This is a genomic window from Roseovarius confluentis, assembly GCF_002917925.1.
In the GTDB taxonomy this organism is placed as follows: domain Bacteria; phylum Pseudomonadota; class Alphaproteobacteria; order Rhodobacterales; family Rhodobacteraceae; genus Roseovarius; species Roseovarius confluentis.
Genome location: NZ_PPFE01000001.1, coordinates 513,272 through 538,849 on the forward strand (window position 1 = coordinate 513,272; position 25,578 = coordinate 538,849).

A 25,578-nucleotide genomic window follows, 5' to 3' on the forward strand; every position below is an offset into this window, starting at 1 on the left:
GACGCCTTGCGACGTCGGAACGAATGCTTGGCGTCTTCGCCTGGAGGGGTGAGGCTGGCGTGGTCCAGTGCCCTCGCCGGTAGCTATTGCACCGCGCCGGGCACGTGTTCCGTAACGTCTGATTGAAGCACCTTGGCGGCGGCGGCAAGGTCGTGCCGCAATTCCGTGCGCGCCGCCGTCGCCGCAGGGCCGTCAAGGCGCAGGACATAGCTGGGGTGCCACGTCACCAGCACCGCGCCGCCGTCATGGGCGGTCTCAACCTGGCCACGGCGGGCTTTCATTGGCGCATCGTTGCCGGTCAGGGCATAGGCCGCCGAGCCGCCAAGCGCGACCGTCAGCGTCGGCTGCACGAACCGGCGTTCGAGGTCGAGCCACCAGCGGCAATGGTCGATCTCGTGCTGGTCGGGGTTCTGGTGCATCCGGCGCTTGCCGGTGGGGCGGAATTTGAAGTGCTTGACCGCATTGGTCATCCAGCTGTCGCCGACCTCGGCCTCTTGCATGAGCGTGGTCAGCAATTGACCCGCCGGACCCACGAAGGGCTTGCCGGCGAGATCCTCGGCATCGCCGGGCTGCTCGCCGACGATCATCAGGTCGGCCTGCGTGTGCCCCCTGCCCCAAACGGTCTGCGTAGCGACCTCGCACAGACCGCAGCGCTGGCACTGCATGGCGGCGGCGCGGGCCTCTTCCATGCTGTCGGGCATGTCCGTCATCTTGGGTTGCGGCAGTCGGCTGAGGATGCGTTCGGCATGAGCGGGCGTCTCGGTCGGCATGGCGGCGCGCATCTTTTCCACCCGCGCCTCGGCGTCGGCGAGCATCCGGGGGATGAGGTCGGTCTCGGGCAGGTTCTTCCAGTACTTCAGCGGCATCTCCGAGCGCATGGCCTGAAGATGCAGGCGCGCGGGATTGAAGATGTTGGCGAAATAGGTGCCCCACAGCGCCTCTGACGCGTCTTCGGGCAGATCCGGGCGGTCCGCCGGGGGATGGAAGGTAAGTTTGCCATCCTCGAACCGGGCGACGCCCTGCGGCGTGGCGATCATCCAGTCCATGTCGGCGAAACGCTTGGCGAAAAAGGGCGTGCCGGTTTCCAGGATGTGGTGATCGGGTTCGAACCACGCGCCAAAGCTGCGGCGATTGCCCTCGGTGGGCAGTTCGCGGAAACGGACGAACGCGTGCATCTTGTGAATGTCGCGGCGCACGGCCTTTTGCAGGACCGACAGCTTGCGCGCGATCGGATCGGCGGGGTTGGCGAGCGCGCGGCGGGTGCTCTGGTGGCGATGAAGCGCCTGGTACAGCAGCGTCGGCGCCTCGGTGCCGGAGTGGCAAAGGGCGGTCTTGGCCAGCGACAGGAACTGTTTGGTCGTGGTCACCGCGTGGGGGCCGTCCGCCTCGGGCAGCGGGTCGGCAGGGAACAGGCTGGTGTCCTCTCCCCTGCCCCATTCGACCTGCTCCGGCGGGATGGCATGGCTCAGAAGGCGGCGGGCGGCGTCGCGCCATGCCTCGAAAAATCCGAGGTCCGGCAGGGATACGCGGTACATCAGAAGAGGCTCAGCTGTTCCGGCGCGGGCGCGAAGCGGGCGCGCAAGTCAACGCTGTCGGTCAGTCCGGCTGGGGACCAGTCTGGCGTGGTAACAAAGGATTTCGCCATGCCCATCCGCGCACCGATGCGCAGAAGGTCGGCATAGCGCAGGACGCCCGAGCGGCGGGCGGTCAGGATGCGATTGACGGTCTTGGTGCCGAAGCCGGGAACGCGCAGCAGCACGTCGCGCCCCGCGCGGTTCACGTCGACGGGGAATTGCCCGCGATGCGCCAGCGCCCACGCAAGCTTGGGGTCAATGTCGAGGTCGAGATTGCCCGAGGGAGCCACATCGGTGATCTCGTCCACGTCGAAGCCGTAGAAACGCAAGAGCCAGTCGGCCTGGTAGAGCCGGTGTTCGCGCACCAGGGGCGGCTTGATCAGCGGCAGCATCGCGGAACTGTCCGGGATGGGGGAAAAGGCCGAGTAATAGACACGGCGCAGCTTGTAGCCTGTGTAGAGCCGCGATGAGGTCGTCAGGATCGCCTTGTCGTTCGAGCCGTCGGCACCGACGATCATTTGGGTGGACTGTCCGGCGGGGGCGAATTTCGGCGCGCGTTTCCCGGTGTGGGACCGTTCCTTGCTGGCCTGCTGTTTCAGGCGCACCGACGCCATGGCGGCGCGGATCGACTCGGGGCGCTTTTGCGGTGCGAGGGTGCGGGTGCTGTCATCCTTGGGCAGTTCGATATTGACTGACAGGCGGTCTGCATAGCGCCCTGCCTCGTCGATCAGCTCCTGGCTGGCCTCGGGGATGGTTTTGAGGTGGATATAGCCCTTGAAGCCGTGATCCTCGCGCAGCATCCGGGCGATGCGGGTGATGTCGGCCATGGTGTCGTCCGGGCTCTTGATGATCCCGGAACTGAGGAACAGACCCTCGATGTAGTTGCGGCGGTAGAATTCCAGCGTCAAGGTCACGACCTCTTCGGGGGTAAATCGTGCCCGCTCCACGCCGCTGCTGACGCGGTTGATACAATAGGCGCAGTCGTAGATGCAGAAATTCGTCATCAGGATCTTGAGCAGGCTGATGCAGCGCCCGTCGGGCGTGTAGGCGTGACAGATCCCGCTGCCGCCCGCGCTGCCGATGCCGCCATTGCGGCTGTCGCGGCGGGTGGTGCCCGACGACGCGCAGGAGGCGTCGTATTTCGCGGCGTCGGCCAGGATCGCCAGTTTGTCTGAAAGGGTTTTACGCATGTGAACGAAAGTAGAACATGCAGGCGGAAATGCAAGAACGTTAATGCACGAGCGCGGTGCATTCGGCGCGTGTCCGCTTCGGGCGCGGCATCCGCGCACAGGGGTCGGAACATGTGGCGTCCGGCTCGGGTTGAGCCAACAAGTTCATGACGTAACGAGAGAGAGGTCAGCATGTCCAAGATCGAGACCATCAACCCCGCGACGGCGGAGAAGATCGCCGACTACCAGACCATGAGCGAAGCCGAGGCCATCGAAGCGGTCGAAGCGTGCCATGCCGCCTTCATCGAGTGGCGTGAAAAGAGCCATGAAGAGCGCGGCGCAGTGCTGAAAGCGATTGCCAAGGAGCTGCGCGAAAACACCGCCGAGCTGGCGCAACTGATGACCCGCGAGATGGGCAAGTTGCTGAAGGACGGCAAGGACGAAATCGAGCTGTGCGCGCAGATTTTCGAGTACACCGCCGAACAAGGGCCGGGCCAGCTGAAGGACGAAACCCGGGACCTGGGCGACGGCAACAAGGGGCTTGTAACGTATCAGCCGATCGGCGTGGTCTACTCGATCCAGCCGTGGAACTTTCCGATGTACCAGCCGGTGCGCGTGCTGGCCGCTGCCCTGATGGCGGGCAATGGCTGTGTCCTGAAACACGCCGAAATCTGCACCGGCAGCGCCCTCCGCCTGCGCGAGATCTGCATCAAGGCAGGGTTGCCCAACGATATCTTCCGGGTCCTGCTGATTGACCACGACACGTCCGACAAGGTGATCGCGCATGACAAGGTGCGCGGCGTGACCATGACGGGTTCGGATGCCGCAGGCAGCCATATCGGCGCAACAGCCAGCAAGGCACTGAAGAAGACCGTGCTAGAGCTGGGGTCGAACGACGCGTTCCTCGTACTGGAAGATGCGGACGTGGAATTGGCTGTGAAACTGTCGGTTCAGGGTCGGCTTTACAACAACGGTCAGACCTGCGTGAACGCGAAGCGGTTCATCGTGACCGACAAGGTCTATGATCAATTCGTCGATGCCTATGCCGATGCGATGTCCAAGATCAAGGTGGGCGCTCCCGATGACGACGAGACCGAGCTTGGCCCGCTGAGCAGCCAGGAACAGCTTGAGACCGTCATGGAGCAGGTCGAAGAGAGCGTGAAGAAAGGCGCGAAGATCCTCGCCGGTGGCAAGAAACTGGATCGGGACGGTGCCTATTACCCCGCGACCGTGCTGGGGGACGTCACCCCCGGCATGCCGGCCTATGACGACGAGATCTTCGGCCCCGTGGCCTCGGTCATCCGCGCCAAGGACGACGAGGACGCGATGCGCATCGCCAATGACAGCCGGTACGGCCTGGGCGGTGGCATCTTTTCGAAAGACACCGAGCGCGCGGCGGAGATGGCGAAGAAGTATTTCGACACCGGCATGGTGCGGATCAACAGCTTTGGCGCGGCACACCCGAACATGCCCTTCGGCGGCGTCAAGGACTCGGGCTATGGCCGCGAACATGGCGGCTTTGGCGTGCGGGAGTTCGTAAACATCAAGGGCATCTGGCTGGATTGATCCAGCCGCCCTCGCGCCTGCCGGAATGAGAAAAGGAGAGTAACGATGACCAAGCGAAAAACACTGACCACCACGTCAGGCAGCCCGTACACAACGAACGAGACCTCACGCACCGCCGGTGCGCGGGGTCCCGTTATGCTGGAGGACCATCAGCTAATTGAAAAGCTGGCGCACCAGAACCGTGAACGCATCCCAGAGCGGGTCGTGCACGCCAAGGGCTGGGGCCTTCAGGGCACGTTCACCGTGACCAAGGATATTTCCGAATACACGTGCGCCAAGCTCTTTTCCGAGGTCGGCAAGCAGACCGAGGTGCTGTCGCGCTGGTCCACCGTGGCGGGCGAAAGTGGCGCTGCGGATGCCGAGCGTGACGTGCGGGGATTCTCGCTGAAGTTCTATACCGAGGATGGAAACTGGGACATGGTGGGCAACAACACCCCCATTTTCTTTATCCGCGACGGCTACAAGTTTCCCGACTTCATCCGCACCCAGAAACGCCACCCCAAGACCAACCTGCGCTCGCCCGAGGCGATGTTCGACTTCTGGTCGGCCCAGCCCGAAAGCGTGCACCAGGTGACGATCCTGATGTCGGATCGTGGTATCCCGCGCAGCCCGGCACACATGAACGGCTATGGCAGCCACACGTTCTCGATGTGGAATGACAAGGGCGAGCGTCATTGGGTGAAGTTCCATTTCCGCACCCACCAGGGCCACGAGACGCTGTCCGACGAAAAGGCGGCCGAGATCATCGGCCACACGCGCGAAAGCTACCAGGAAGAACTGTGGCACATGATCGAGGACGGCAACCATCCCAAGTGGACGCTGTTCATCCAGGTCATGACCGAAGAACAGGCGCTGGAAACGGAGTTCAACCCGTTCGACCTGACCAAGGTCTGGCCGCATGACGACTTTCCGCTGATCGAGGTGGGCGAGTTGGAAATGCACACCTTTCCGGAGAACTATTTCCAGCTGGTCGAGAACGCCGCCTACAGCCCGAACAACGTTGTGCGCGGTATCGGCTTTTCGCCTGACAAGATGTTGCAGGCGCGGCTCTTTGCCTACGCCGATGCGCACCGCTATCGCCTTGGCACGCATTACGAGGCGCTGCCTGCGAACGCGCCGAAAAATGCCGAGGTGCGGCATTATCACAAGGACGGCGCGATGCGGTTCTTCACCAACGATTTCGGCAATCCGAACGCCTATTACGAGCCGAACCAGTATGACGGCCCCGTGGCCGACCAAAGCGCCGAGGAGCCGCCCCTGCGGATCGACCCCGAGGCCGTCGTGGGCCGGTTCAAGCAGGAAGAAAGCGACGTCGACTACGTGCAGCCTCGCAAGCTTTATGCCGAGGTGCTGAACGATGCCGAGCGCGACCGCCTGCACAAGAACATGGCGGGCGGCATGGCACCTGTGTCGGAGGATGTTAAGGAACGCTGGCTCGCGGTTTTGAAAAAGGTGCATCCCGACTACGAGGCGGGTGTACGAACGGCGCTGGAGAGCGGCAACCATGGCGAGCCGTCGCTGCCGGTGACGGACGACACGCCGGTCGAAGCGGCCGAGTAGCAAGAAACGGCGGTGACAGGCCGCATATGTGCCTGTCACCACCCGCCGCGTCGCATTCTGTCAACGAAAAGCCATCATCGCAGTACAATGGATTAAAAAAGGCCGGCACCTCGGGCAGAGGTGCCGGCCTTTGCATTGCATAAGATCGCCTTAGTTCGAGGTCGTGGTGCTGCTCGACCCGTCAAGGCCGATAATCAGCAGTGCACCTGCACCGGCAGCGGCGGCAGCCGCTGCGGCCGGGCCCGTCCCCATGCCGAGACCGGCGCTGGCACAGCGTGCCTGAACCAGGTCACCGCCAGGGGTGAACGTCGCGCCCACCAGGGTCGCTCCGCCACAAGCGTTCACGCGCATTGCGTAAGCTTCCGCGGTTTCGCCCGCGGCAACCGGCGGACCGTCTTGAACCGGCAAGGTCTGTGCCGCCTGTGCCGCTGCCTGGATCGGCATGATCGCCCCGAAGGCGACCGCGCAGGTCGTTGCTAGAAATTTCTTCATATCATTCGCCTCGTTAATTGTTCACCTCTGTGCGCAAGCACTTTTGCAAACACACCCATGCATGTGAAGCGTAGGGCGCCACACACCATGATCAACCGATTCTAACAGGATAAGCAGCGATCCGCCAGTGATGCTGGTGCTTATGCCTTTATTTCGGGCGCGGTGTGTTTCGTGCAAGCACCCCTCTCGCCCAGCGGACCGAGGCCTGGCCGAAACAATCGTGGATTGAATCCGCGGCGATCACGCTGCCCAGTGCGAGGCGGCCCAGAAATGCCAGGCCCGGAACTATGGCACCGTGACGGTCCAGCATCTGCCCGTCCGCGGCCACGTTTGCCGCAAGGCCTTCGGCCATGGCGCAGAGCCTGCCTTGCCGGGTGAGCGCGGTGACGAGCGGCGCGCGCAGTTTTGACAGGTCGGGCGACGGCAGGACACCGTCGACCATGACGGTGGCTTCGGCCCGGTGATCCTCCGATGCCAGCGTCCAGCCCGCCCCGGTGAGCGTGATGTCGGGATCTGCCGTCAGGTCGAGCGTCACCAAACCGGCTGCGACCAGGGCCGCAACTTCCCGGCAGGCCGAAACGGGAGGGCCATAGGAATAGCGTTTCAGCCCCTCGTCGAACCCTACCAGCAGGCTGGCCGTTTCGGGCGGTGTGGTCGCGGGGTTGTAGCCCCGGCGCAACGTGTCCTGCCACTTGCGCCAGACCTGCCCAAAGACGAAGCCCGTCGAGGGCGCGAGGCTGCCGTCGGCCATGGAAATCCCGGCCTGGAGAGCAGAGATGGCGGGGCCGCTTTCCTGCGATCCGGGGTTCTGCCATTCCCGGGCCAGCCAATTGGCGGCATCCCCGGAGGCTCCGTCCAGCTGATCCAGCACGCGGCAGACGGCGGCCAGGAGGGCGTCAGACACCAGCCTGCGCGCCACGTCTGGCGGCGCTTCGGCCGCGGAGGATATGGCAGCGGCGAAGCCTTGCGTTTCCGCCTCGGTCGGGTCGAACCGTGCATCGAGCGCCGCCGTCTCTGGCTTGGGGAAGGGTGGCAAGCCGTCCAGTGAGAACGGCACCAGCAGGCCCGGCTCGGTGCCCGAGGGGACATAACGCCCGTTCTCGAACCGCCCGCCCTGCCCCAATGTCAGCACCCGGATCACGTCGAAGGCCGACAGCGCGAGCCCCCGGATCGCAACGGTCTGTCCGGTCCAGCGGGCGGCGTCGCGTTGCAGTTTCCAGGCAGGATAAGCCTGGCGCAGCACCGCGCCGGTATTGGCGGCGTGGGTCTGCCAGTCGTCAAGCTGCTCGTCGGGGCTGACCTCGGGCTGGCCAAGGGTCAGCAGGACCTCTGCATAGGGGCCGTGCCAGATGTCCGGACCGGCGCGCAGCATCCAGCCGCCGTCACCATGTTCCAGCCCGTCGATCACGGCGGTGTCATGGCGCAGGGAAAGGCCACCATGGCGGCGCAGCTCGGCATAGCGCGTTTCGAGATAGCGCCCAAGATCGCGGCGGCGGGGGAACGCATCGGGCGCCAACCCGGCATCCTGCCAATCGGCGAAGGCGCCGCAGCGCGAACCGCGCGGAGGACGAATGTCGATATCGCGCATCGGGGTGTTCAACTGACAGACCGGGTTTTCGCCAGGGTCGAAATTGGGGCCGGCGCCTGGGGTGCTGGAGGGCTCGAACAGATCGACATGCAGCGCCCTTGCGGCGGCGCCTGCCTGCTCGGCCAGCGCCTCGAGTGCGCCGAGCCCCCGTGGGCCAAAGCCGACAACGGCGATTTTCACTGTGTTTTCGCCCGCCATGGTCAGCCTTCGTTTTTTTCCGTCTTTCCCGGATGTTGTAGCGCAATCTCCGCCGCTTCAATAGAAGGGCCGTGCCGTGGCGCCCGGAAATGGGGCGCGGCAAGATTTTGCGGGCCGCAAGGTGCGTTCCCCGGTCGCCTTGCCGCAACTTGTCGTCTAGTGTCGACATATGACCCTTGGCCCGCGCCTCCTTGTGTTTTCCGATCTTGACGGCACGTTGCTGGACCACCGCACATATGCGTGGCAGCCTGCCGCGCCGGCGTTGGAACGGCTGAGACTGGCGGGCTGCGGTGTGGTGCTGGCCAGCAGCAAGACCGCCGCCGAGATCGCGCCCCTGCGAGACGCGATGGGGCTGTCTGACTGGCCCGCCATCGTCGAAAATGGCGGCGGCCTGCTGGAGCCGGGCGCGGACGGCACCGAAGGCGCGCAGACCTACCGGGAACTTCGCGCTGCAATCGCACGTTTACCAAAAGGTTTTACCGGGTTTGGCGACATGACGCATCAGGATATCGCAGAGCATACCGGCCTGTCGCCTGATGACGCGATACGCGCGCAGGCGCGGCAATTCAGCGAACCCGGTCTCTGGACCAGACCGGGGGCGGAGCGAGATGCCTTTGTCGCCGCCGCACAAGGCGCCGGGCTGACGGTTCAGGAGGGCGGGCGGTTTCTGACCCTGTCCTTTGGCGGCACCAAGGCGGACCGCATGGACGAAGTGATCGACCGCTACCGCCCCGAGCATACGCTGGCGTTGGGCGATGCGCCGAACGACGTGGCCATGCTGGAACGGGCCGAGATCGGCGTGGTGGTGGCCAATTCCGCCTCACCCGGTATCCCGCCGCTTGCGGGCGAGAACAGTTATGGCAAGACGCGCGGACGCATCATTCGGACACATGCGGAAGGCCCCGCCGGTTGGACCGAGGCCGTGAACGCGATCCTGGACGATTTAGCAACGACGAAAGACCCCTGAGCACATGGCCGATTTTCACCAGAACGGAAATATCACGACGCTGCACAACCTGCGCACCCGCAGCCTGGACGACCTGACCTACGAATTGACGGCCTTTGCCGAGACGCGGAAGATTTCGCTGATCCTGCCCAGCCTGTATTCCGAACTGGAAGGCCCAGCGCTGGAACACATCGTCGACGAGCTGACCCAGGTGCCCTACCTGCACCGGATCATCATCGGCCTGGATCAGGCCGACGAGGCGCAATACCGGCACGCCATCGAATTCTTCAGCCGCCTGCCGCAGCAGCACATGGTGCTGTGGAACGACAGCCCCCGGATGAAGGCCCTCGGCGCCCGGCTGGAGGAAAAGGGCATCGCCCCCGAGGAGCCGGGCAAGGGCAAGAACGTCTGGACCTGCATGGGGTATCTCATCGCCTGTGCCGACACGTCCGTCATGGCGCTGCATGATTGCGATATCCTGACCTATGACCGCGAATTGCTGGCGCGGCTGATCTACCCGGCGGCGCATCCCGGCTTTCGCTACCAGATGGTCAAAGGATACTACCCACGCGTCGACGGCACCAAGCTGAATGGCCGGGTCACGCGATTGCTGGTCAGTCCGCTGCTGATCGCGCTGAAACGGGTGATCGGGGATCGCGACTACCTCGATTACCTGCGCAGCTTTCGCTATCCGCTGTCGGGCGAGTTCGCCATGCGCACACCGATGCTGCCCGACCTGCGCGTGCCCTCTGACTGGGGGCTGGAAATCGGCGTGCTGTCCGAGGCGTGGCGCAATCTGGCGCCGCAATCGGTCTGCCAGGTCGAGATTTCCGACGCCTACGACCACAAGCACCAGGACCTGTCACCCGAGGACGCCAGCCAGGGCCTCAGCCGGATGTCCACGGATATCTGCAAGGCGATCTTCCGCAAGCTCGCGTCGGACGGCACGGTGTTCACGCCCAACCTCTTCCGCTCGTTGAAGGCCACGTATTACCGGATCGCGCTGGACCTGCTGGAAAGCTATTACGCGGATGCCAAGATGAATGGGCTGACCGTGGACCGCCACAAGGAGGAAAAGTCGGTCGAGCTTTTCGCCGAGAACATCATTCGCGCGGGCACGGTTTTCCTGGAAAACCCGCAAGCGACGCCCTTCATCCCCACGTGGAGCCGCGTACATGCCGCCGACCCGGAGTTCCTGTCGGATCTGAAATCGGCGGCGCTGAAGGACGCCGAGGAGTTCAGCTAAAGCGTTTCGCGATAAACCTGTATCGCAGCTTATCGTGAAACGCGGTGCAATACCCAGTCGTTGCACGCGTTTCGCCTTTAGCTTTTGGTTCAGGTTAAAGGCAAAACGCTTAAGGCCGGTCGCCGGGTGCCGCGCCTTCGCGATTGGCGATCCAGCAGCTCTGGTACGGGGCCAGCGTAATCGCCTCTGCCGCCGCGTCGATCTCTTCGCCCGACAGCAAGTCGCGCCAGTTGTCGTCCTCGATCATGTTCAGTTGATCGGGCGACACGGTGACCGTCTGGTCGCTGACATTGTGGATGGCAAAGATCGACTGGTAGCGATCGAGGCTCTGGCGCCAGACCCCGAAAAGCCGCGGATCGAGGCGCAGCGTGAACTGCGTGGCGTTTGGATGAAACCCCGGCTGGCGGGCACGAATGCGCAGGCGTTCAGACAAGGTCTTCATCACGCGCGTCTGGTCCGAGCCTTCGTCCTCCATCCGCTCCAACAAGTCCGGGTAGTGCCAGCGGTGACGGTTGATCGCCCGGTTCATCCCGCGGCGTTCCACCGCCTCGTGATCGCTGGGCGTGGCGAGGAAGGAATGGATGTAGAAGGCCGGAATGCCCTCGAGCGACATCGGAATGGTCTGGGAACAGATGAAGCGGTCGAAGTGGTGGTCGTCCTCGCCCTTGAAGGTCGTGCGCATCACGTCGAACAGAGAACAGTTCAGCTCGTAGGCCTGTTCGGTGCCGTCGGGCATGGTGCGCATCGACACCAGCGCGCCGGCCTGCTGCGCCGTCTCGATCATGCGGTTTTTCTCGTCAGGGGGCAGCACGCCCTCGGCGGGGCGCATTCCGATCCCGTCATGGCTGGCGGTAAAGTTGAGGTAGGCGCAGCCCAGCTGCGCGGGCGGCATGGTGGCCTGCCAGCGGTTGAGATATTCGGCCGAGCCCGACTGCATCGCGTGCAGGATCAGCGGCGGCAGCGGAAAGTTGTAGACCGCGTGCGCCTCGTTGCGGTTGCCGAAATAGCTGAGATTCTCGCTGCGCGGCACGTTGGTCTCGGTCAGCAGCACCACGGTCTCGAACGTGTAATCTACCAGCAGGCGGATCAGCTGCACGATGGCGTGGGTCTGCGGCAGGTGGATGCAGGACGTGCCCGGTTCCTTCCAGATGAAGGCCACGGCATCCAGCCGCAGGGTCCGCACACCCTTGTCGATATGCATCCGGATGATGCGCAGCATCTCCAGCAGCACCTCGGGATTGGAAAAATTCAGATCGATCTGGTCATGGCTGAAAGTGCACCAGACGTGGCGGTCGCCGTTCCGCGTCTCGATCTTTTGCAAAAGCGGCGTGGTGCGCGGGCGCACGACCGCGCTGAGGTCTTGGTCGGGGTCGGCCTCGTAGAAGAACCTGTCATAGGGCGCCTTGCCCTGCCGGTACTGGTTGAACCAGTTGCCCTGGCTGGACACGTGGTTCAGCACGAGGTCCGACACGAGATGGAAGTTCGAGGCGATGCGGCTGATGTCGCTCCATTCGCCCAGACGGGGGTTGACGGCGCAGTAATCCGTCACGGCAAATCCGTCATCCGAGCTGAACGGGAAGAACGGCAGGACATGCACGCCGTCCACCACGCCACCCATGTAGCGCGACAGGAAGTCCTCGAGCAGGTCCAGCGGCTTGTGCACCCCGTCGAGGATGGTGTCGCCATAGGTGATGAGAAAGGCATCCTTTTCCGACCAGAGCCGGTTGCTGGGCGTGCGGGCACGTTTGCGGGGCACCGAGCCTTCGGGCCAGAACGCCGCGATGATCGCGCGGGCAAGATCGGACGCGGATTCGTCGGGATAGATCCGGGAGAGCAGTTCGCGCAGGCGCGCGTTCAGCAATTTGTGTTCCTGGTGCACGAGCGGATGTTCCCCTGACCTTGTCCCGCGGGCCCGGCGATATCGGACCCGATCCGCCCCGTATTGACCATATCAGTCGGTACGATGAAAGCCGGACAACGCAGTTTGTTCAAGCCGGAAGCCCTGTTAGCCCGGATTTTGGGCAGTTGGTGACCGCGGCTGCGAGCGCCTGAGCGACAGACCGCCTTGATCGCCGTGTTGGATCCCCGGCGATGCGGCCCAATGTCCCTGGTCGCGGATCATCCGCGACACGCCCAGATCATACGGCGCGCGGAGGCTCGCAAGGTTTCATCAGGGTCGGCCTCAGTAATTGCCGGCCACGTACTTGGCGATGGCCGCCCCGCGGGAATTCACTGACAGTTTCTGATAGATGGCTTTCAGGTAATATTTCACAGTGTTCTCGCTCAGCCCCAGCCGGGCGGAGATCTGGAAATTGGTCAGCCCGTCGCCCAGAAGTGCGAGGATCTCGTGTTCGCGTCGGGACAGCGCGTCGGTATTCTCGGACGTCAGACGCCGCAGGATCTCGGTCGGGACAATGGAATGCCCCTCGATCAGCTTGCCCAGTATCCGCGGCAGGCTGGTCAGGATCTGACCCATCATGCAGACCGAGTTGGCCCCGGCCTTGATCGCCGTGCGGATGAAGGCGAACTCTGTTTCCTCGGCCACGACGACGACCATCACGTCGGGGTAATCCTTGCGCACGATCGACAGGACCTGCGTCAAATCGCCATCGGCCAGGCGCACCCCCAGGATCAGGATGGTTTTGCCCCTCGCATGGGCCAGGTGCTTGCGCAGGCTGGCCTTGTCGGTGGCGTAATGGCCGAGTTCGACCTCGGGAATCTGCGTCACCAGCGAGCCGATTCCCTGGCAGACAATCAACTGCCGGTCGGCCACGATGACCTGCGGCAAGCCCGTGCTACCACTCGTTTTTTCAGCTGATGTCATGATCGTTCCGGGGGCAGCTTTCATGCGCCGGCTCCTTGTTCCTCCTCACCGTCAGCTCCCCAACAGACGGCTCTCGTTCAGCCATAACACCAGCAGAAATGACTGAAATCAAAGGAATTTTCTGTATGCCTGTGTATGCCGAGGCGGGTTGGGACGCGATATGTCACCCGGGCGGGTAGGAAATACCCACCCATCGGGCGGTTTCACCCCGGTTTTGCCGCGAACAAGGCTTCACAGGGCCGATTTGCGTGCTAGGACCCTGCGTCAAGTCATGTGACAGGGAGCGAGAACATCATGAATGGTTACCAGCATCTTTACATCCCCGGCCCCACCAATGTGCCGGAACCCGTGCGTCAGGCCATGAACGTCCCCATGGAGGACATGCGCGCCCCGGATTTCCCCGATCTGGTGACCGGCCTGCTGGCCGACATGAAGAAAGCCTATCGGTTGGAGAACGGCCGGGTCTTCATTTTCCCGTCCTCCGGCACCGGAGCATGGGAAAGCGCCATCCAGAACACGCTGCAACCCGGTGACAAGGTTCTGATGTCGCGCTTCGGGCAGTTTTCGCTGCTCTGGGTCGACATGGCCGAGCGACTGGGCCTCGACGTGGTGCTGTGTGAGGTCGAATGGGGCAAGGGCGTGCCGCTGGAGGACTACGCCAAGCACCTGAAGGCCGACACCAACCACGAGATCAAGGCAGTTTTCGCCACGCAGAACGAAACCGCGACAGGCGTGACGTCGGATATCGAGGGCGTGCGCAAGATCCTGGACGATGCGGGCCATCCCGCGATGCTCTTCGTCGACGGGGTCAGTTCCATCGCGTCGATCGAGTTCGAGATGGAGAAATGGCGTGTCGATCTGGCCGTGTCCGGCTCGCAGAAGGGCTTCATGCTGCCTGCGGGACTTGGTTTCCTCGGCGTCAGCGACAAGGCGCTGGAGGCCAACAAGCGGCTGGCCAATTCCGGCATGTCGCGCTGCTATTTCAGCTTCGAGGACATGATCAAGCTGAACGACACCGGGTATTTCCCCTACACGCCTGCCACCCAGCTTCTGCGCGGGCTGCGCTGTTCGCTGGACATGATCCTGGACACCGGGATGGAAAGCATCTGGGCGCGTCACAAGCGGCTGGCCCAAGGCGTGCGCGCCGCGGTCGAGGCGTGGGACGGCTGCGAACTGGTGGCGCGCGGGCCGGAATGGGAATCCGACACGGTGTCGGCCATCTATTCGCCCGAGGGCGTGGATGCGCGCGACGTGATCTCGACCGCCTACAACAAGTACCAGACCTCGCTGGGCACCGGGCTCAACAAGCTGGCGGGCAAGGCGTTCCGCATCGGCCACCTAGGCTCGCTGAACCCGGTGATGCTGTGTGGCGCGATTTCGGCCGCGGAAATGGCGCTGGTGGATGCCGGGGCCAAGATCGAACCGGGCTCTGGCGTGGCCGCCGCACAGGCCCATTACCGCGACACGACACCCGACAACGCCAAGGGCAGCACCGCCAAGGCGGCCTGATCCCAACGGGTTGATTGCAAGTGCCCCGCCCTTGGCGCATTCTGCGCCGAGGGCGGATCACGACAAGGGAAGAGACATCATGAAAATTCTGGTAACGCGCGCCTGGCCGAAGGCGACCGAGGACCGTTTGACCAATGCCGGGCTGGGCGACGTGACGCTGCGCCATCCCGACACACCGATGAGCCATGACGAATGGATGGACGCGGCCAAGACCTACGACGTCATCATGCCCACCGTGTCGGACAAGATCCCGGCCGAGTTCTATCCGGCGGCCAAGGGCAAGGTGAAGATCTTCGCCAACTATGGCGTCGGCTTCAACCATATCAACATCGACGCGGCGGCGGCCAACGACATCACCGTGACGAACACGCCGGACGTTCTGACCGATTGCACCGCCGACCTGGCGATGGGCCTCTTGCTGGCCGCGGCGCGCCGCATCGGCGAAGGCGAGCGCGAAACCCGCGCGGGCGGCTGGGAAGGCTGGCGGCCCACCCACATGATCGGCAAGAAAGTCTCGGGCGCGACGCTGGGAATCATCGGCTTTGGCCGCATCGGTCAGGCGATGGCGCGCCGGGCCCATAACGGGTTCGGCATGCGCGTGGTGTTCCAGGACGCCTGGGAGGTGCCCGAGGACATCAAGGCCGCCAACGGCAATGCCGAACAACTGCCGAGCATGGTCGAGGTCGCGGCAGAGGCCGACTTCCTGTCGCTGCATTGCCCCGGTGGCGCAGACACCTACAAGATGATCAACGCCATTATCTTCAACGCCATGAAACCCGGCGCGATCCTTGTGAACTCGGCCCGCGGTGACGTGGTGGACGAGGACGCGCTCTTTGACGCGCTCGACTCGGGCCAGCTGAGCGCCGCGGGGCTGGACGTTTATCACAACGAGCCGGCACTCGACCCGCGGTTCCTGGACTACGAGAATATTGTTCTGGCTCCGCACCTGGGCAGCGCGACCGACGGCACGCGCGAGGCCATGGGTTTCCGCGCGATCGACAACCTCGAGGCCTTCCTCAAGGGCAAAACACCGGGCGACCTCGTGACGCCGAAGTGATGTTCACCGGGTCTTAACCAAGCTGCGCCAAGGATCGGGCCATGAGTCAGAATGGCCCTATCACCCCCGATGCGTGGATGGCGGATGTCTTTCGCGCAAAAGCCGCCAGAGACGGATGCATCATCCGCCGGCGTCTGCGCGATATCGACCGATATGTAGGTCGCGCGGCATTTCTTTCCGAACTCGAAAGACGAGGTTTCCAGGCGGTGGAAAACGCCGGGCAGCTTGTGATCTTCTGCAACAGAGAACCGCTTCGCCGGGTGCTCTGAGCCGATTTCTTGCAAGAAATCGGAATGGAAAATTGCAATTTTCCAGACCGGAATTTTCGAAAATTCCGGTCACCGTGACCCTCGCACGTGCGCCCTGACGGCATCCCGCCGCATTCCGCAGCGCCCGCCACGGGTAGGATCGGCTACCCGTTCCGGCCCGAACCCCAACCCGGGGCGTGCATTGCTACCCGGGCGAAAGTATCGCGCAGACCGCATTCCGGACAGGATGAGACAACATGATGCGAGGAGGGCATGTGCATGGACATCCATGAATTCCAGGCCAAGGAGTTGTTGAGCGGCTTTGGCGTGAACATACCGCGCGGCGGCATCGCCTACAGCCCCGAGCAGGCAGTCTATCGCTGTTCGGAACTTTCGGGCAAAAGCTGGGTCGTCAAGGCGCAGATCCATTCCGGCGCACGCGGCAAGGCCGGCGGCGTCCGCGTCTGCAAGTCCGAGGAGGAGGTCTGGGATGCGGCCTCATGGATGCTGGGCCGCAAGCTGGTGACCCACCAGACCGGCCCGCAGGGCAAGCTCGTGGGCCGGCTTTATGTCGAGGAAGCCACCGACATAGCACAGGAGATCTACCTGGGCTTCGTGATGGACCGCAAGCTGGAGCGCGTCGTGGTCGTGGCCTCGGCCCAGGGCGGGATGGAGATCGAGGAGATCTCGGAAAGCGAACCCGACTCGATCATCCGCTCGGTGGTGGACCCCGCCGTGGGCATGCAGAACTTCCAGGCGCGCGAGATCGCGTTCTCGCTGGGCCTTGATCCCGCACTGATCAACCAGGCGGCCAAGACGATCATGGGCTGCTACCGCATGATGTGGGAAACCGACGCGAACATGGTCGAGATCAACCCGCTGGTGGTGACCGCCTCGAACGAGATCGTCGCGCTGGACGCCAAGGTCAGCTTTGACGAGAACGCGCTGTTCCGGCACCCCCACATCTCGGAACTGCGCGACAAGAGCCAGGAAGACCCACGCGAGACATACGCGGGCGACCGCGGACTGAACTACATCGGCCTGGACGGCAAGATCGGCTGTATCGTCAACGGCGCGGGCCTGGCCATGGCCACGCTGGACATGATCAAGATGGCCGGTGGCGAGCCTGCCAACTTTCTCGACGTGGGCGGCGGGGCCAGCCCCGAACGGGTGCTGCAATCCTTCAAGTCGGTGCTGAACGATCCCAATGTCGAGGCCATCCTCGTCAACATCTTCGCCGGCATCAATCGCTGCGACTGGATCGCCGAGGGCGTCATCCTTGCGGTCAAGGAGCTGGACCTGAAGATCCCGCTGGTGGTGCGCCTGTCGGGAACGAACGTGGACGAAGGCATGAAACTTCTGGCCGACAGCGGGCTGGAAATCGAAACGGCCTCTTCCCTTGCGGAAGCGGCGGAAAAAGTGGTGGCCGCGTGGCGCTCCACCGACAGCGCATATGCGGAGGCAAGCTGATGGCGATCATCATCGACAAGGATACCCGCGTTCTGGTCACCGGGATCACCGGCCGGATCGGCAGTTTTCACGCCCAGGACATGATCAGCCACGGCACGAACGTGGTGGGCGGCGTCACCCCCGGCAAAGGCGGCACCAAGCATCTTGGCCTGCCGGTCTTCAACACGGTCAAGGGTGCAGTCGCGGAAACCGATGCCGAGCTGGTCGTCAGCTTCGTCCCGCCGCCGTTTGCCGCCGATTCGATCATGGAAGCGGCGGATGCGGGCATCAAGACCTGCGTCTGCATCGCCGACGGTGTGCCCGCGCAGGACATGATCGACGTCAAACGCTATATGCGCCGGTACAAGGCCGACAAACGCATGCGCCTTATCGGCCCGAACTGTGCGGGGATAATCACGCCAGGTCAGGCCTTTGCCGGGCTGATGCCGCCGTCGATCTACAAGCCGGGGCGCGTGGGCATCGTCGGGCGCTCGGGCACGCTGGGCTATGAAGCCGCCAGCCAGATGAGCGCGCATGGCATCGGCGTCAGTTCCTCGATCGGGATCGGCGGCGATCCGATCAACGGATCCAGCTTCAAAGACATCCTGGAGCTGTTTGAGGCCGACCCGGACACCGATGCCGTGGTTCTGGTGGGCGAGATCGGCGGCCCGCAGGAAGCCGAGGCGGCGGAGTATATCCGCGATCACATGACCAAGCCGGTGGCGGCCTATATCGCGGGCCTGTCGGCCCCCAAGGGACGGCGCATGGGCCACGCGGGCGCCATCGTATCGGCCTTCGGCGAGTCGGCGCAGGAAAAGGTCGACATTCTCAAGCAAGCCGGCGTGACCATCGTGCCCACGCCCTCGTCCTTTGGCGAGGTGGTCGAGAAAATGGTGGCCTGACCCACGTCAGGGCGGCGCGCACTCTCCCAAGCGTTGCGCCGAACCTGGGCCATCAAGAAGCCCCGGCATGTCACATGCCGGGGCTGCGTCTTTTCAACAGCTTACAAGCCAAAGCTCGTCAGCGTCAGCGTTCGATCTGGTCGGCAAGGCTTTCGGCGCGCGCGGCGATCTCGGCCAGCGATTCCGTGACCCGATCGGGTATCACCGCCACCTCGACCCTCTCCGGTTCGGGCTGGGGCGCATTGCGCAACTGGTCCAGCTCGGCCTCTTTCTCGGCCATCTTGTCCTCCGCCTCGCGCAGCTTGTCCTGCACGCCGGCGGTCTTGTCGGCCAACATAAGGCCAGCCATGAGCAACATGCGGGACTCGGGGATGCGGCCGATCTGGGCCGACAGTACGCTGGCCTCTTCGTCCAGCATCTTCGCGGCGGCGTGCAGGTAGTGTTCCTCGCCTTCCTGGCAGGCGACCTCGAAGGTGCGGCCACCGATCTCGATCTCGACTTCGGGCATCAGGCGTCCTCCGATTTGGGGGTATCAGGTGTCTCCGCGCCTTCCAGCACTGCGGTCAGCTCTGACAGGATCGCGCTGGTTTCGGCGCGGTCGGCGGCGCGGTTGGCGCGCAGGCTTTCCAGTTCGGCCATCATCGACTTGTTGATCAGGTGCGCCTCGCCCACGCCGGCGGCATTGGCCTCGCGCAGGGCGACGTTGTTGTCGCGCAGCTGCTGGTTGGCGCGGCGCAGGGACTGCAACTCACCATCCAGCCGCGACAGGGATTGCGAGTTCTGCTCGCGCAGCGCCTCCAGTTCCTCTTCCAGCGCGTTGCGCTTGTCGCGCAGGGTCTTCACCCGCTCTTCGAGCTGTTCGTTGGCCAGCTTCTCGTCTTCCAGCGCCTGCTTGGCCTCCGCCAGTTCGGCCGGGTCCGCGACCGCGCCAGTGCCCGCCTCCAGCCCGCTGCCGATGCGGTCCAGCGCGGCGTTGATGCGCCGCTGCAGTTCCTCTATTTCGCTCATGTCCTCGGTCCCTGTCTCGCGTTGCCTGTCGTCATCGTGGTGCGATCCGATCCGGCCCACTGCATTCCTGTACCGGGCGGCCCGCGAATCGCCTGCGTTAAGCATGTGCTGCAACTCTACCCAATGGTTGCACAAATTGCTTCCATTAACGTGATACTGCAACTTGGCCGGCGCAGGGGCGCTTGATCTTTGCTTCGGGGCTGGTATGCACGGCCCCGAACGCCATTTCCAAAAGGACGCTGCCCCGTGGATATCGCTGCCCTGCGCTCTGCTCATCCCGATCACTGGAACAAGGCCGCCGCCATTCGCGCGCTGACGCTCGACGCGGTGCACGCGGCCAATTCGGGTCATTCCGGCATGCCCATGGGCATGGCCGACGTGGCCACGGTGCTTTACGAAAAGCACCTGAAATTCGACGCGAGCGCCCCCAACTGGCCCGACCGGGACCGGTTCATCCTGTCCGCGGGCCACGGCTCGATGCTGCTTTACTCCCTGCTTTACCTGACGGGCTACGAGGGCATGACGCTCGACCAGATCAAGAATTTCCGCCAATGGGGCGCGATCACCGCGGGCCACCCGGAAAACTTCCTGCATGACGGGATCGAAACCACCACCGGCCCGCTGGGTCAGGGCATCTCGAACGCTGTCGGCTTCGCGATTGCAGAAGAGGCGCTGCGTGCGCGGTTCGGCAAAAAGGCAGTGGATCACCACACGTATGTCATCGCCGGTGACGGCTGCCTGATGGAGGGCGTCAGCCACGAGGCGATCGGCCTTGCCGGGCGGCTGGGCCTGGGCAAGTTGATCGTGCTTTGGGACAACAACAACATCACCATCGACGGCAAGGTCGATCTGGCCAGCCGCACCGACCAGGTGAAGCGTTTCCGCGCCGAAGGCTGGCAGGTGATCGAGATCGACGGGCACGACCCGGAAGAGATCGACGCGGCGCTGACCAAGGCCAAGACCGGCCGCCGCCCGACCATGATCGCCTGCAAGACCCATATCGCTTTGGGCCACGCGGCGCAGGACACCTCGAAAGGTCACGGCGCGTTGACCGACGCCGACCAGATGGCGGCGGCGAAAGAAGCCTATGGCTGGACCACTGGCCCGTTCGAAGTGCCCGCAGACATCAAGAAGGCCTGGGAAGCCATCGGCAAACGCGGCGCCGACGCCCATGCCGAATGGAAGACCCGCATGGGCGAGCTGAGCGACCGCCGCCAGGCCGAGTTCACCCGCGTCATGGACGGCGACGTGCCGAAATCGCTGGCCTCGCGCATCCGGGCGCTGAAAAAGCAGATTTCCGAGGAATGCCCCAAGGTCGCCACCCGCAAGTCGAGCGAGATGGTGCTGGAGGTCGTGAACCCGGTCATGCAGGAAACCATCGGCGGCTCGGCCGACCTGTCGGGCTCGAACAACACCAAGTCGGGCGACATGAGCGTCTTCGACGAGGGCAACCGCAAGGGTCGCTACATCCATTACGGCATTCGCGAGCACGGCATGGCCGCGGCGATGAACGGCATGGCCCTGCATGGCGGCATTCGGCCCTATGGCGGCACGTTCATGTGCTTCACCGACTACGCCCGCCCCGCGATGCGGCTTGCGGCGCTGATGAAGGTGCCCAGCGTCTTCGTCATGACCCATGACAGCATCGGCCTGGGCGAGGATGGCCCGACGCACCAGCCGATCGAGCACCTGGCAATCAGCCGTGCCACGCCCAACACCAACGTTTTCCGCCCTTGCGACACGGTGGAAACCGCCGAGGCGTGGGAACTGGCGCTGACCTCGAAATCCACGCCGTCGGTCCTGTCGTTGACCCGCCAGGGCGTGCCGACGCTGCGCACCGAGCACAAGCAGAAGAACCTGACCGCGCAGGGCGCCTACGTGCTGGCCGATGCCGAGGGCAAGCGCCAGGCGCTGTTGATGGCGACCGGCTCGGAAGTGGCGATTGCCATGGCCGCGCGGGATCTGCTGCAGGCCGAAGGTATCGGGACGCGCGTCGTCTCTATGCCCTGCTGGGAGCTTTTCGAGGAACAGGACGAGGCCTACCGCCGCAAGGTCCTGCCCGCGGGCCCCGTGCGCGTGGCGGTCGAGGCGGCGATACGCTTCGGCTGGGACCGCTGGCTTTACGGCGAGCGCGGCAAGCGCGAGAAATCGGGCTTTATCGGCATGCACGGCTTCGGTGCATCGGCCCCGGCCGAGGTCCTCTACGAGCAGTTCGGCATCACCGCCGAGGCCGTGGCCGAGAAAGCCAAGTCGCTGCTCTGACGCATCTGTGATCGCGCGCGCGGGAACCGCGCGCGCGACACCGGGTTTCTGCTTCGATGCATCACAGGAGAAACCCCAAATGAATTTTCGCCCGATCCTGACCGGAACAGCCCTGCTCGTCGCCCTGCCCGCTTATGGGCAGAATTTCGAGCGCGCGCCGCGCAATACCGACCTCGAGCCGGCCTTCGAGGGCCAGTTTCGCGCCCCGCTGAAAACCAGCGACGTGGCCCTTGAGGTCACCGACATCGCGACCGGGCTGGAACATCCCTGGGGATTCGCGCTGTTGCCCGAGGACGACGGCTACCTCGTGACCGAACGCCCGGGCCGCCTGCGCCACGTGGCAGAGGATGGAACCCTGTCCGAACCGATTGCCGGCATGCCGGAGGTGGCGGCGCAGGGCCAGGGCGGGCTGCTCGATGTCGTGCTGTCGCCCGACTTCGCTGAAAGCCGCCGGATCTACATCAGCTACGCCAAGCCGGTGGGAGATGGCCTGATGGCAACGGCCGCCGCCTACGGCACGCTGAGCGAGGATATGACCGAGATCGCCGACCTGACGGACATCTTCGTGCAGGAGCCGGGCGCCACTGTGGCCAAGCATTTCGGCTCGCGGATCGTCTTTGACGACGCGGGGCATGTGTTCATCACCACCGGCGAACACTCGTCGATGAAGTACCGCGAGTATGCTCAGGATACGTCCAACACCTATGGCGTCATCGTCCGCATGACCCTCGATGGCGAGGTGCCAGACGACAATCCCTTCGTCGGCGACGAGAACGCCATCGACAGCATCTGGTCCTACGGTCACCGCAACATTCAGGGCGCGACCATGCGCGACGGTGTGCTTTGGGAGGTCGAGCACGGCCCCAAGGGCGGTGACGAGTTGAACCGTCCCGAGCCCGGCAAGAACTACGGCTGGCCCGTCATTTCCTACGGCGAGACCTATGGCGGTTCGCCCATCGGGTCGGGCGAGGCACAGCGCGACGGCATGGAACAACCGGTTTATTTCTGGGACCCTGTGATCGCGCCCGGCGACATGACCACCTATGACGGCGATATGTTCAGCGATTGGGACGGGGATTTCCTGATCGGGTCGCTGAATCCCGGCGGCATTGTCCGGCTGGAAATGGACGGCGACGGCAAGGTCGCCGCGGAAGAGCGCATGGCGATGGATCTGGGCCGCATACGCGACGTGGACGTGGACAGCGACGGATCGATCCTGGCGATCACCGATTATTCGGACGGACGCCTGGTGCGGATCACGACAAACGGCAACGACAGCTAAGGCTGACCCCACCCGTCCCGGACTTGATCCGGGACCTCCGCATCACCACGGCTCAAAGGTTTCAGGCGCGGCTCAATGGGCCGCGCCTTTTCCGAAGACCGACGCCCACACCGGCGCAACGACCTTGGTTCCCAACGGGATAAGCAGCGTGCCCAGCACCAGCCCGAACACGCCATCCGCCGCCGCCTGCACCGCCCAGGCGACGAAGCCCTGGAACCGGTCGACCGCATGGGCGGCGTCCTCGGCCCAATGGTGGATCGTGTCATAGGGCATGGACCAGCCCATTTCGGACAGGCTGTGCAGGATGATCGCGCCACCGACCCACAGCATCGCCGCGGTGCCGACGATCATCAGAAGTTTCAGGAAATAGGGCATTCCCTTGACGATCCCTCGGCCCAGGCCGCGCGTCACACCAAGGTTGCCGTTCTGCGCCATGAAAAGCCCCGCATCGTCCGCCTTCACGATCAGCGCCACAGCGCCATAGACGGCCAAGGTGATTCCCACCGCGACCACGGCCAGCGTCGCGGCCTCCATCCAGAAATTGCTGGGCGGAATGTTCGAAAGCGCGATGGTCATGATCTCGGCAGACAGGATGAAATCCGTCTTGATCGCCCCCTCGACGCGTTTCTCTTCCAGATGCGCGGGGTCCTTGGTCTGGTGGCTGCCATCCGGCCCGCCGTGATGCTTGCCCACCCCGAGCGCATGGGCCACCTTCTCTGCCCCCTCAAAACATAAATACGCGCCCCCCAGCATCAGCAAGGGGGGGATCAGCCACGGCGCGAAGTTCGATAGGGCCAGCCCCGCCGGCAGCAGGAACACCAGCTTGTTGAACAGCGACCCCCGCGCGATTTTCCACACGATCGGCAACTCGCGGGCGGGCGCGAAGCCGGTCAGGTATTTCGGTGTCACCGCCGCGTCGTCGATCGCGGCCCCCGCGGCCTTGGCCCCCGCCTTGGCCGCCTGCCCCGCCACGTCGTCGATAGACGCCGCCGCCACCTTGACCAGGCTCGCCACATCGTCCAGCAGTGCCAGTAATCCGCTCATCCTCTGCCCCTCGTTACCATTGGTGTGCTTTGATTGGCCCAATCATGCCCCGGCGCGGCAGGTTTGCGCAAACGGTTAACGCTAACACGTCAAACCCTTGCGCTTTAAGGGTTTCAGCGCGGCACCCTTGGGTCTATATCGCCACCGACACCCGAATAGGAGAACAAAATGACCGTTACCGTCGGCATCAACGGATTCGGCCGGATCGGCCGCTGCACCCTGGCGCATATCGCGGCCAGCACGCGCAACGACATCAAGGTCGCCAAGGTCAACGCCACCGGCCCGCTGGAAACCGCGGCGCACCTGATGAAATACGATAGCGTGCATGGCCGCTTCCCGGGCGACATCACGCTGGGCGACGGCACGATGGATCTGGGCCGTGGGCCGATGGAAATGTTCTCGACCTACGACATGGACGAGTTGGACTGGTCCGGCGTCGACGTGGTGCTGGAATGCACCGGCCAATTCAATGACGGCGAAAAGGCCAAGAAACACCTGGAGCGTGGTGCGGGCAAGGTCCTGCTCTCGGCGCCCGGCAAGAACGTCGACCGCACCGTGGTCTTCGGCGTCAACGACGGCGAGTTGCAGGCCGGCGAACGCATGATCTCGAACGGCTCCTGCACGACCAACTGCCTTGCACCCGTGGCCAAGGTCCTGCACGAGGCGATCGGCATCGAGAGTGGCATCATGACCACGATCCACGCCTATACCGGCGACCAACCGACGCTGGACCGCCGCCACAAGGACCTTTACCGCGCGCGCGCCGCCGCGATGTCGATGATCCCAACCTCCACCGGCGCCGCCAAGGCATTGGGCGAGGTGCTGCCCGACCTCAAGGGCAAGCTCGACGGCTCGGCCATTCGCGTGCCCACGCCGAACGTGTCAGCGGTGGACCTGACCTTCCTCGCCAAGAAGGACGTGACCGCGGACGACGTGAACGCGATCATGGCCGAGGCGGCGGCAGGTCCGATGAAGGGCGTGCTGGGCTACGATCCCGAGCCCAAGGTGTCGGTCGATTTCAACCACACCGAGGAAAGCTCGATCTTCGCCCCCGACCAGACCCGCGTGACCGGCGGTCGGCTGGTGCGCGTGCTGGCGTGGTACGACAACGAGTGGGGCTTTTCGTGCCGCATGGCCGACGTGGCCGTGGCGATGGCACGGCTGAGCTAAACCGACACCACACCGTTTCGAGGGCCCCCGTCGCAGACCGCGGCGGGGGTTTTTGCGTTTACCGGCGGCTTTCCGCCATAAACATTGGTTATAGGCCTCGGTGAATGCCCCTTTCGGTCGATAGTGTCAGCCCGCCGCAATGTGCATCTGTGATCGGCAGGCGGCATCACGCCCCTGCCCTGATCCAACGAACAAGGAACTACAGACATGACACGTATCATCGCACTTGCCCTCGCCATCTTTGCCGGCGGCATCGCCTCTGCCTCGGACGACGACGGCAAGCTGGACATGGCAAAGGCCGACCAGATCAAGACGCAGTTGATGGCTGAAGGCTACGAGGTGCGAAAGGTCGAAATGGAAGACGGCCTATACGAGGCCTACGCCATGAAAGACGGCGAACGCTACGAGATCTACCTTGATTCCGACCTCAACATCGTCAAGTCCAAGCGCGACGACTGACCGGTGACAGGGGCCGGTCCTCGCG

The 25,578-nt window shown here is 64.0% G+C and carries 22 protein-coding genes; 13 read left to right on the plus strand and 9 right to left on the minus strand.

Annotated elements, in window-relative coordinates:
- Window positions 1–83: 83 nt before the first annotated feature.
- Together C2I35_RS02460 and C2I35_RS02465 are read right to left on the minus strand one after the other, a co-directional pair.
- Window positions 84–1,535, minus strand: a complete 1,452-nt coding sequence (locus C2I35_RS02460; protein WP_211286100.1) for a UdgX family uracil-DNA binding protein — start codon at window positions 1,533–1,535, stop codon at window positions 84–86.
- A complete protein-coding gene (locus C2I35_RS02465; RefSeq protein ID WP_103761421.1) occupies window positions 1,535–2,764 on the minus strand; it encodes a putative DNA modification/repair radical SAM protein in 1,230 nt (409 codons plus the stop codon). The genes C2I35_RS02460 and C2I35_RS02465 overlap by 1 nt, the downstream gene beginning before the upstream one ends.
- A 171-nt stretch (window positions 2,765–2,935) precedes the next feature.
- On the opposite strand from C2I35_RS02465, the gene C2I35_RS02470 reads away from it, so the two are divergent.
- Together C2I35_RS02470 and C2I35_RS02475 are read left to right on the plus strand one after the other, a co-directional pair.
- Window positions 2,936–4,309 carry an NAD-dependent succinate-semialdehyde dehydrogenase gene (locus C2I35_RS02470; RefSeq protein ID WP_103761422.1) on the plus strand — a complete coding sequence of 458 codons (1,374 nt, stop codon included), beginning with the start codon at window positions 2,936–2,938 and terminating at the stop codon, window positions 4,307–4,309.
- Between the two features lie 45 nt (window positions 4,310–4,354).
- Window positions 4,355–5,869 carry a catalase gene (locus tag C2I35_RS02475; protein ID WP_103761423.1) on the plus strand — a complete coding sequence of 505 codons (1,515 nt, stop codon included), beginning with the start codon at window positions 4,355–4,357 and terminating at the stop codon, window positions 5,867–5,869.
- Window positions 5,870–6,019: 150 nt separating this feature from the next.
- On the opposite strand, the gene C2I35_RS02480 is transcribed toward C2I35_RS02475, so the two are convergent.
- Window positions 6,020–6,361 (minus strand): hypothetical protein, encoded by a 342-nt coding sequence (locus tag C2I35_RS02480; RefSeq protein WP_103761424.1) that lies wholly within the window; start codon window positions 6,359–6,361, stop codon window positions 6,020–6,022.
- Between the two features lie 148 nt (window positions 6,362–6,509).
- The gene (locus C2I35_RS02485; RefSeq protein ID WP_103761425.1) at window positions 6,510–8,147 is read right to left on the minus strand and encodes an FAD/NAD(P)-binding protein; all 1,638 of its coding nucleotides are present in this window, start codon (window positions 8,145–8,147) and stop codon (window positions 6,510–6,512) included.
- Between the two features lie 169 nt (window positions 8,148–8,316).
- On the opposite strand from C2I35_RS02485, the gene C2I35_RS02490 reads away from it, so the two are divergent.
- A complete protein-coding gene (locus tag C2I35_RS02490) occupies window positions 8,317–9,114 on the plus strand; it encodes an HAD-IIB family hydrolase (RefSeq protein WP_103761426.1) in 798 nt (265 codons plus the stop codon).
- Between the two features lie 4 nt (window positions 9,115–9,118).
- Window positions 9,119–10,339 carry a glycosyltransferase family protein gene (locus C2I35_RS02495; RefSeq protein WP_103761427.1) on the plus strand — a complete coding sequence of 407 codons (1,221 nt, stop codon included), beginning with the start codon at window positions 9,119–9,121 and terminating at the stop codon, window positions 10,337–10,339.
- Between the two features lie 109 nt (window positions 10,340–10,448).
- Here the strand turns inward: C2I35_RS02495 and C2I35_RS02500 are convergent, their stop codons facing one another.
- Both C2I35_RS02500 and C2I35_RS02505 read right to left on the minus strand, forming a co-directional pair.
- Window positions 10,449–12,200: a sugar phosphorylase gene (locus C2I35_RS02500; protein WP_245890368.1), complete on the minus strand. Its 1,752-nt coding sequence runs from the start codon at window positions 12,198–12,200 to the stop codon at window positions 10,449–10,451.
- A gap of 321 nt (window positions 12,201–12,521) precedes the next feature.
- Window positions 12,522–13,187, minus strand: a complete 666-nt coding sequence (locus tag C2I35_RS02505) for a helix-turn-helix transcriptional regulator (protein WP_245890369.1) — start codon at window positions 13,185–13,187, stop codon at window positions 12,522–12,524.
- A gap of 270 nt (window positions 13,188–13,457) precedes the next feature.
- Between C2I35_RS02505 and C2I35_RS02510 the strand changes: the two genes are divergently transcribed.
- The 5 genes from C2I35_RS02510 (at window position 13,458) to sucD (ending at window position 18,328) form a co-directional block, all read left to right on the plus strand.
- The gene (locus tag C2I35_RS02510; protein WP_103761873.1) at window positions 13,458–14,672 is read left to right on the plus strand and encodes a pyridoxal-phosphate-dependent aminotransferase family protein; all 1,215 of its coding nucleotides are present in this window, start codon (window positions 13,458–13,460) and stop codon (window positions 14,670–14,672) included.
- 79 nt (window positions 14,673–14,751) lie between these two features.
- On the plus strand, window positions 14,752–15,729 hold the full coding sequence (locus tag C2I35_RS02515; RefSeq protein WP_103761430.1) for a 2-hydroxyacid dehydrogenase: 978 nt from the start codon (window positions 14,752–14,754) through the stop codon (window positions 15,727–15,729).
- A gap of 41 nt (window positions 15,730–15,770) precedes the next feature.
- A complete protein-coding gene (locus C2I35_RS02520; protein ID WP_103761431.1) occupies window positions 15,771–15,998 on the plus strand; it encodes an N-(5'-phosphoribosyl)anthranilate isomerase in 228 nt (75 codons plus the stop codon).
- A 258-nt stretch (window positions 15,999–16,256) separates the two neighbouring features.
- Window positions 16,257–17,447, plus strand: coding sequence for a malate--CoA ligase subunit beta (locus tag C2I35_RS02525; protein ID WP_103761874.1), 1,191 nt, complete (start codon window positions 16,257–16,259; stop codon window positions 17,445–17,447).
- A complete protein-coding gene (sucD, locus tag C2I35_RS02530; protein ID WP_103761432.1) occupies window positions 17,447–18,328 on the plus strand; it encodes a succinate--CoA ligase subunit alpha in 882 nt (293 codons plus the stop codon). The genes C2I35_RS02525 and sucD overlap by 1 nt, the downstream gene beginning before the upstream one ends.
- 124 nt (window positions 18,329–18,452) lie before the next feature.
- Here sucD and C2I35_RS02535 read toward each other — a convergent pair whose 3' ends face one another.
- Both C2I35_RS02535 and C2I35_RS02540 read right to left on the minus strand, forming a co-directional pair.
- A complete protein-coding gene (locus C2I35_RS02535) occupies window positions 18,453–18,836 on the minus strand; it encodes a cell division protein ZapA (protein ID WP_103761433.1) in 384 nt (127 codons plus the stop codon).
- On the minus strand, window positions 18,836–19,336 hold the full coding sequence (locus C2I35_RS02540) for a hypothetical protein (protein ID WP_103761875.1): 501 nt from the start codon (window positions 19,334–19,336) through the stop codon (window positions 18,836–18,838). The genes C2I35_RS02535 and C2I35_RS02540 overlap by 1 nt, the downstream gene beginning before the upstream one ends.
- A gap of 246 nt (window positions 19,337–19,582) precedes the next feature.
- On the opposite strand from C2I35_RS02540, the gene tkt reads away from it, so the two are divergent.
- Both tkt and C2I35_RS02550 read left to right on the plus strand, forming a co-directional pair.
- Window positions 19,583–21,598, plus strand: a complete 2,016-nt coding sequence (tkt, locus tag C2I35_RS02545) for a transketolase (protein WP_103761434.1) — start codon at window positions 19,583–19,585, stop codon at window positions 21,596–21,598.
- Window positions 21,599–21,677: 79 nt separating this feature from the next.
- Window positions 21,678–22,880, plus strand: coding sequence for a PQQ-dependent sugar dehydrogenase (locus C2I35_RS02550; RefSeq protein ID WP_103761435.1), 1,203 nt, complete (start codon window positions 21,678–21,680; stop codon window positions 22,878–22,880).
- A gap of 72 nt (window positions 22,881–22,952) precedes the next feature.
- Here C2I35_RS02550 and C2I35_RS02555 read toward each other — a convergent pair whose 3' ends face one another.
- Window positions 22,953–23,924 (minus strand): DUF808 domain-containing protein, encoded by a 972-nt coding sequence (locus C2I35_RS02555; protein WP_103761436.1) that lies wholly within the window; start codon window positions 23,922–23,924, stop codon window positions 22,953–22,955.
- Window positions 23,925–24,092: 168 nt separating this feature from the next.
- Here C2I35_RS02555 and gap point away from each other — a divergent pair, with 168 nt between their 5' ends.
- The gene (gene gap / locus C2I35_RS02560) at window positions 24,093–25,094 is read left to right on the plus strand and encodes a type I glyceraldehyde-3-phosphate dehydrogenase (RefSeq protein WP_103761437.1); all 1,002 of its coding nucleotides are present in this window, start codon (window positions 24,093–24,095) and stop codon (window positions 25,092–25,094) included.
- Between the two features lie 207 nt (window positions 25,095–25,301).
- Complete coding sequence (locus C2I35_RS02565) at window positions 25,302–25,553, plus strand: PepSY domain-containing protein (protein WP_103761438.1); 252 nt, start codon at window positions 25,302–25,304, stop codon at window positions 25,551–25,553.
- Window positions 25,554–25,578: the final 25 nt, after the last annotated feature.

Coding starts and splice junctions, on each gene's coding strand:
- C2I35_RS02480 (WP_103761424.1), bottom strand. CDS start 6,361: ATGAAGAAATTTCTAGCAACGACCTGCGCGGTCGCCTTCGGGGCGATC.
- C2I35_RS02515 (WP_103761430.1), top strand. CDS start 14,752: ATGAAAATTCTGGTAACGCGCGCCTGGCCGAAGGCGACCGAGGACCGT.
- C2I35_RS02525 (WP_103761874.1), top strand. CDS start 16,257: ATGGACATCCATGAATTCCAGGCCAAGGAGTTGTTGAGCGGCTTTGGC.
- C2I35_RS02475 (WP_103761423.1), top strand. CDS start 4,355: ATGACCAAGCGAAAAACACTGACCACCACGTCAGGCAGCCCGTACACA.
- C2I35_RS02520 (WP_103761431.1), top strand. CDS start 15,771: ATGAGTCAGAATGGCCCTATCACCCCCGATGCGTGGATGGCGGATGTC.
- C2I35_RS02565 (WP_103761438.1), top strand. CDS start 25,302: ATGACACGTATCATCGCACTTGCCCTCGCCATCTTTGCCGGCGGCATC.
- C2I35_RS02505 (WP_245890369.1), bottom strand. CDS start 13,187: ATGAAAGCTGCCCCCGGAACGATCATGACATCAGCTGAAAAAACGAGT.
- C2I35_RS02495 (WP_103761427.1), top strand. CDS start 9,119: ATGGCCGATTTTCACCAGAACGGAAATATCACGACGCTGCACAACCTG.
- C2I35_RS02510 (WP_103761873.1), top strand. CDS start 13,458: ATGAATGGTTACCAGCATCTTTACATCCCCGGCCCCACCAATGTGCCG.
- C2I35_RS02460 (WP_211286100.1), bottom strand. CDS start 1,535: ATGTACCGCGTATCCCTGCCGGACCTCGGATTTTTCGAGGCATGGCGC.
- C2I35_RS02470 (WP_103761422.1), top strand. CDS start 2,936: ATGTCCAAGATCGAGACCATCAACCCCGCGACGGCGGAGAAGATCGCC.
- C2I35_RS02535 (WP_103761433.1), bottom strand. CDS start 18,836: ATGCCCGAAGTCGAGATCGAGATCGGTGGCCGCACCTTCGAGGTCGCC.
- C2I35_RS02540 (WP_103761875.1), bottom strand. CDS start 19,336: ATGAGCGAAATAGAGGAACTGCAGCGGCGCATCAACGCCGCGCTGGAC.
- sucD (WP_103761432.1), top strand. CDS start 17,447: ATGGCGATCATCATCGACAAGGATACCCGCGTTCTGGTCACCGGGATC.
- C2I35_RS02465 (WP_103761421.1), bottom strand. CDS start 2,764: ATGCGTAAAACCCTTTCAGACAAACTGGCGATCCTGGCCGACGCCGCG.
- gap (WP_103761437.1), top strand. CDS start 24,093: ATGACCGTTACCGTCGGCATCAACGGATTCGGCCGGATCGGCCGCTGC.
- C2I35_RS02555 (WP_103761436.1), bottom strand. CDS start 23,924: ATGAGCGGATTACTGGCACTGCTGGACGATGTGGCGAGCCTGGTCAAG.
- C2I35_RS02550 (WP_103761435.1), top strand. CDS start 21,678: ATGAATTTTCGCCCGATCCTGACCGGAACAGCCCTGCTCGTCGCCCTG.
- C2I35_RS02490 (WP_103761426.1), top strand. CDS start 8,317: ATGACCCTTGGCCCGCGCCTCCTTGTGTTTTCCGATCTTGACGGCACG.
- C2I35_RS02485 (WP_103761425.1), bottom strand. CDS start 8,147: ATGGCGGGCGAAAACACAGTGAAAATCGCCGTTGTCGGCTTTGGCCCA.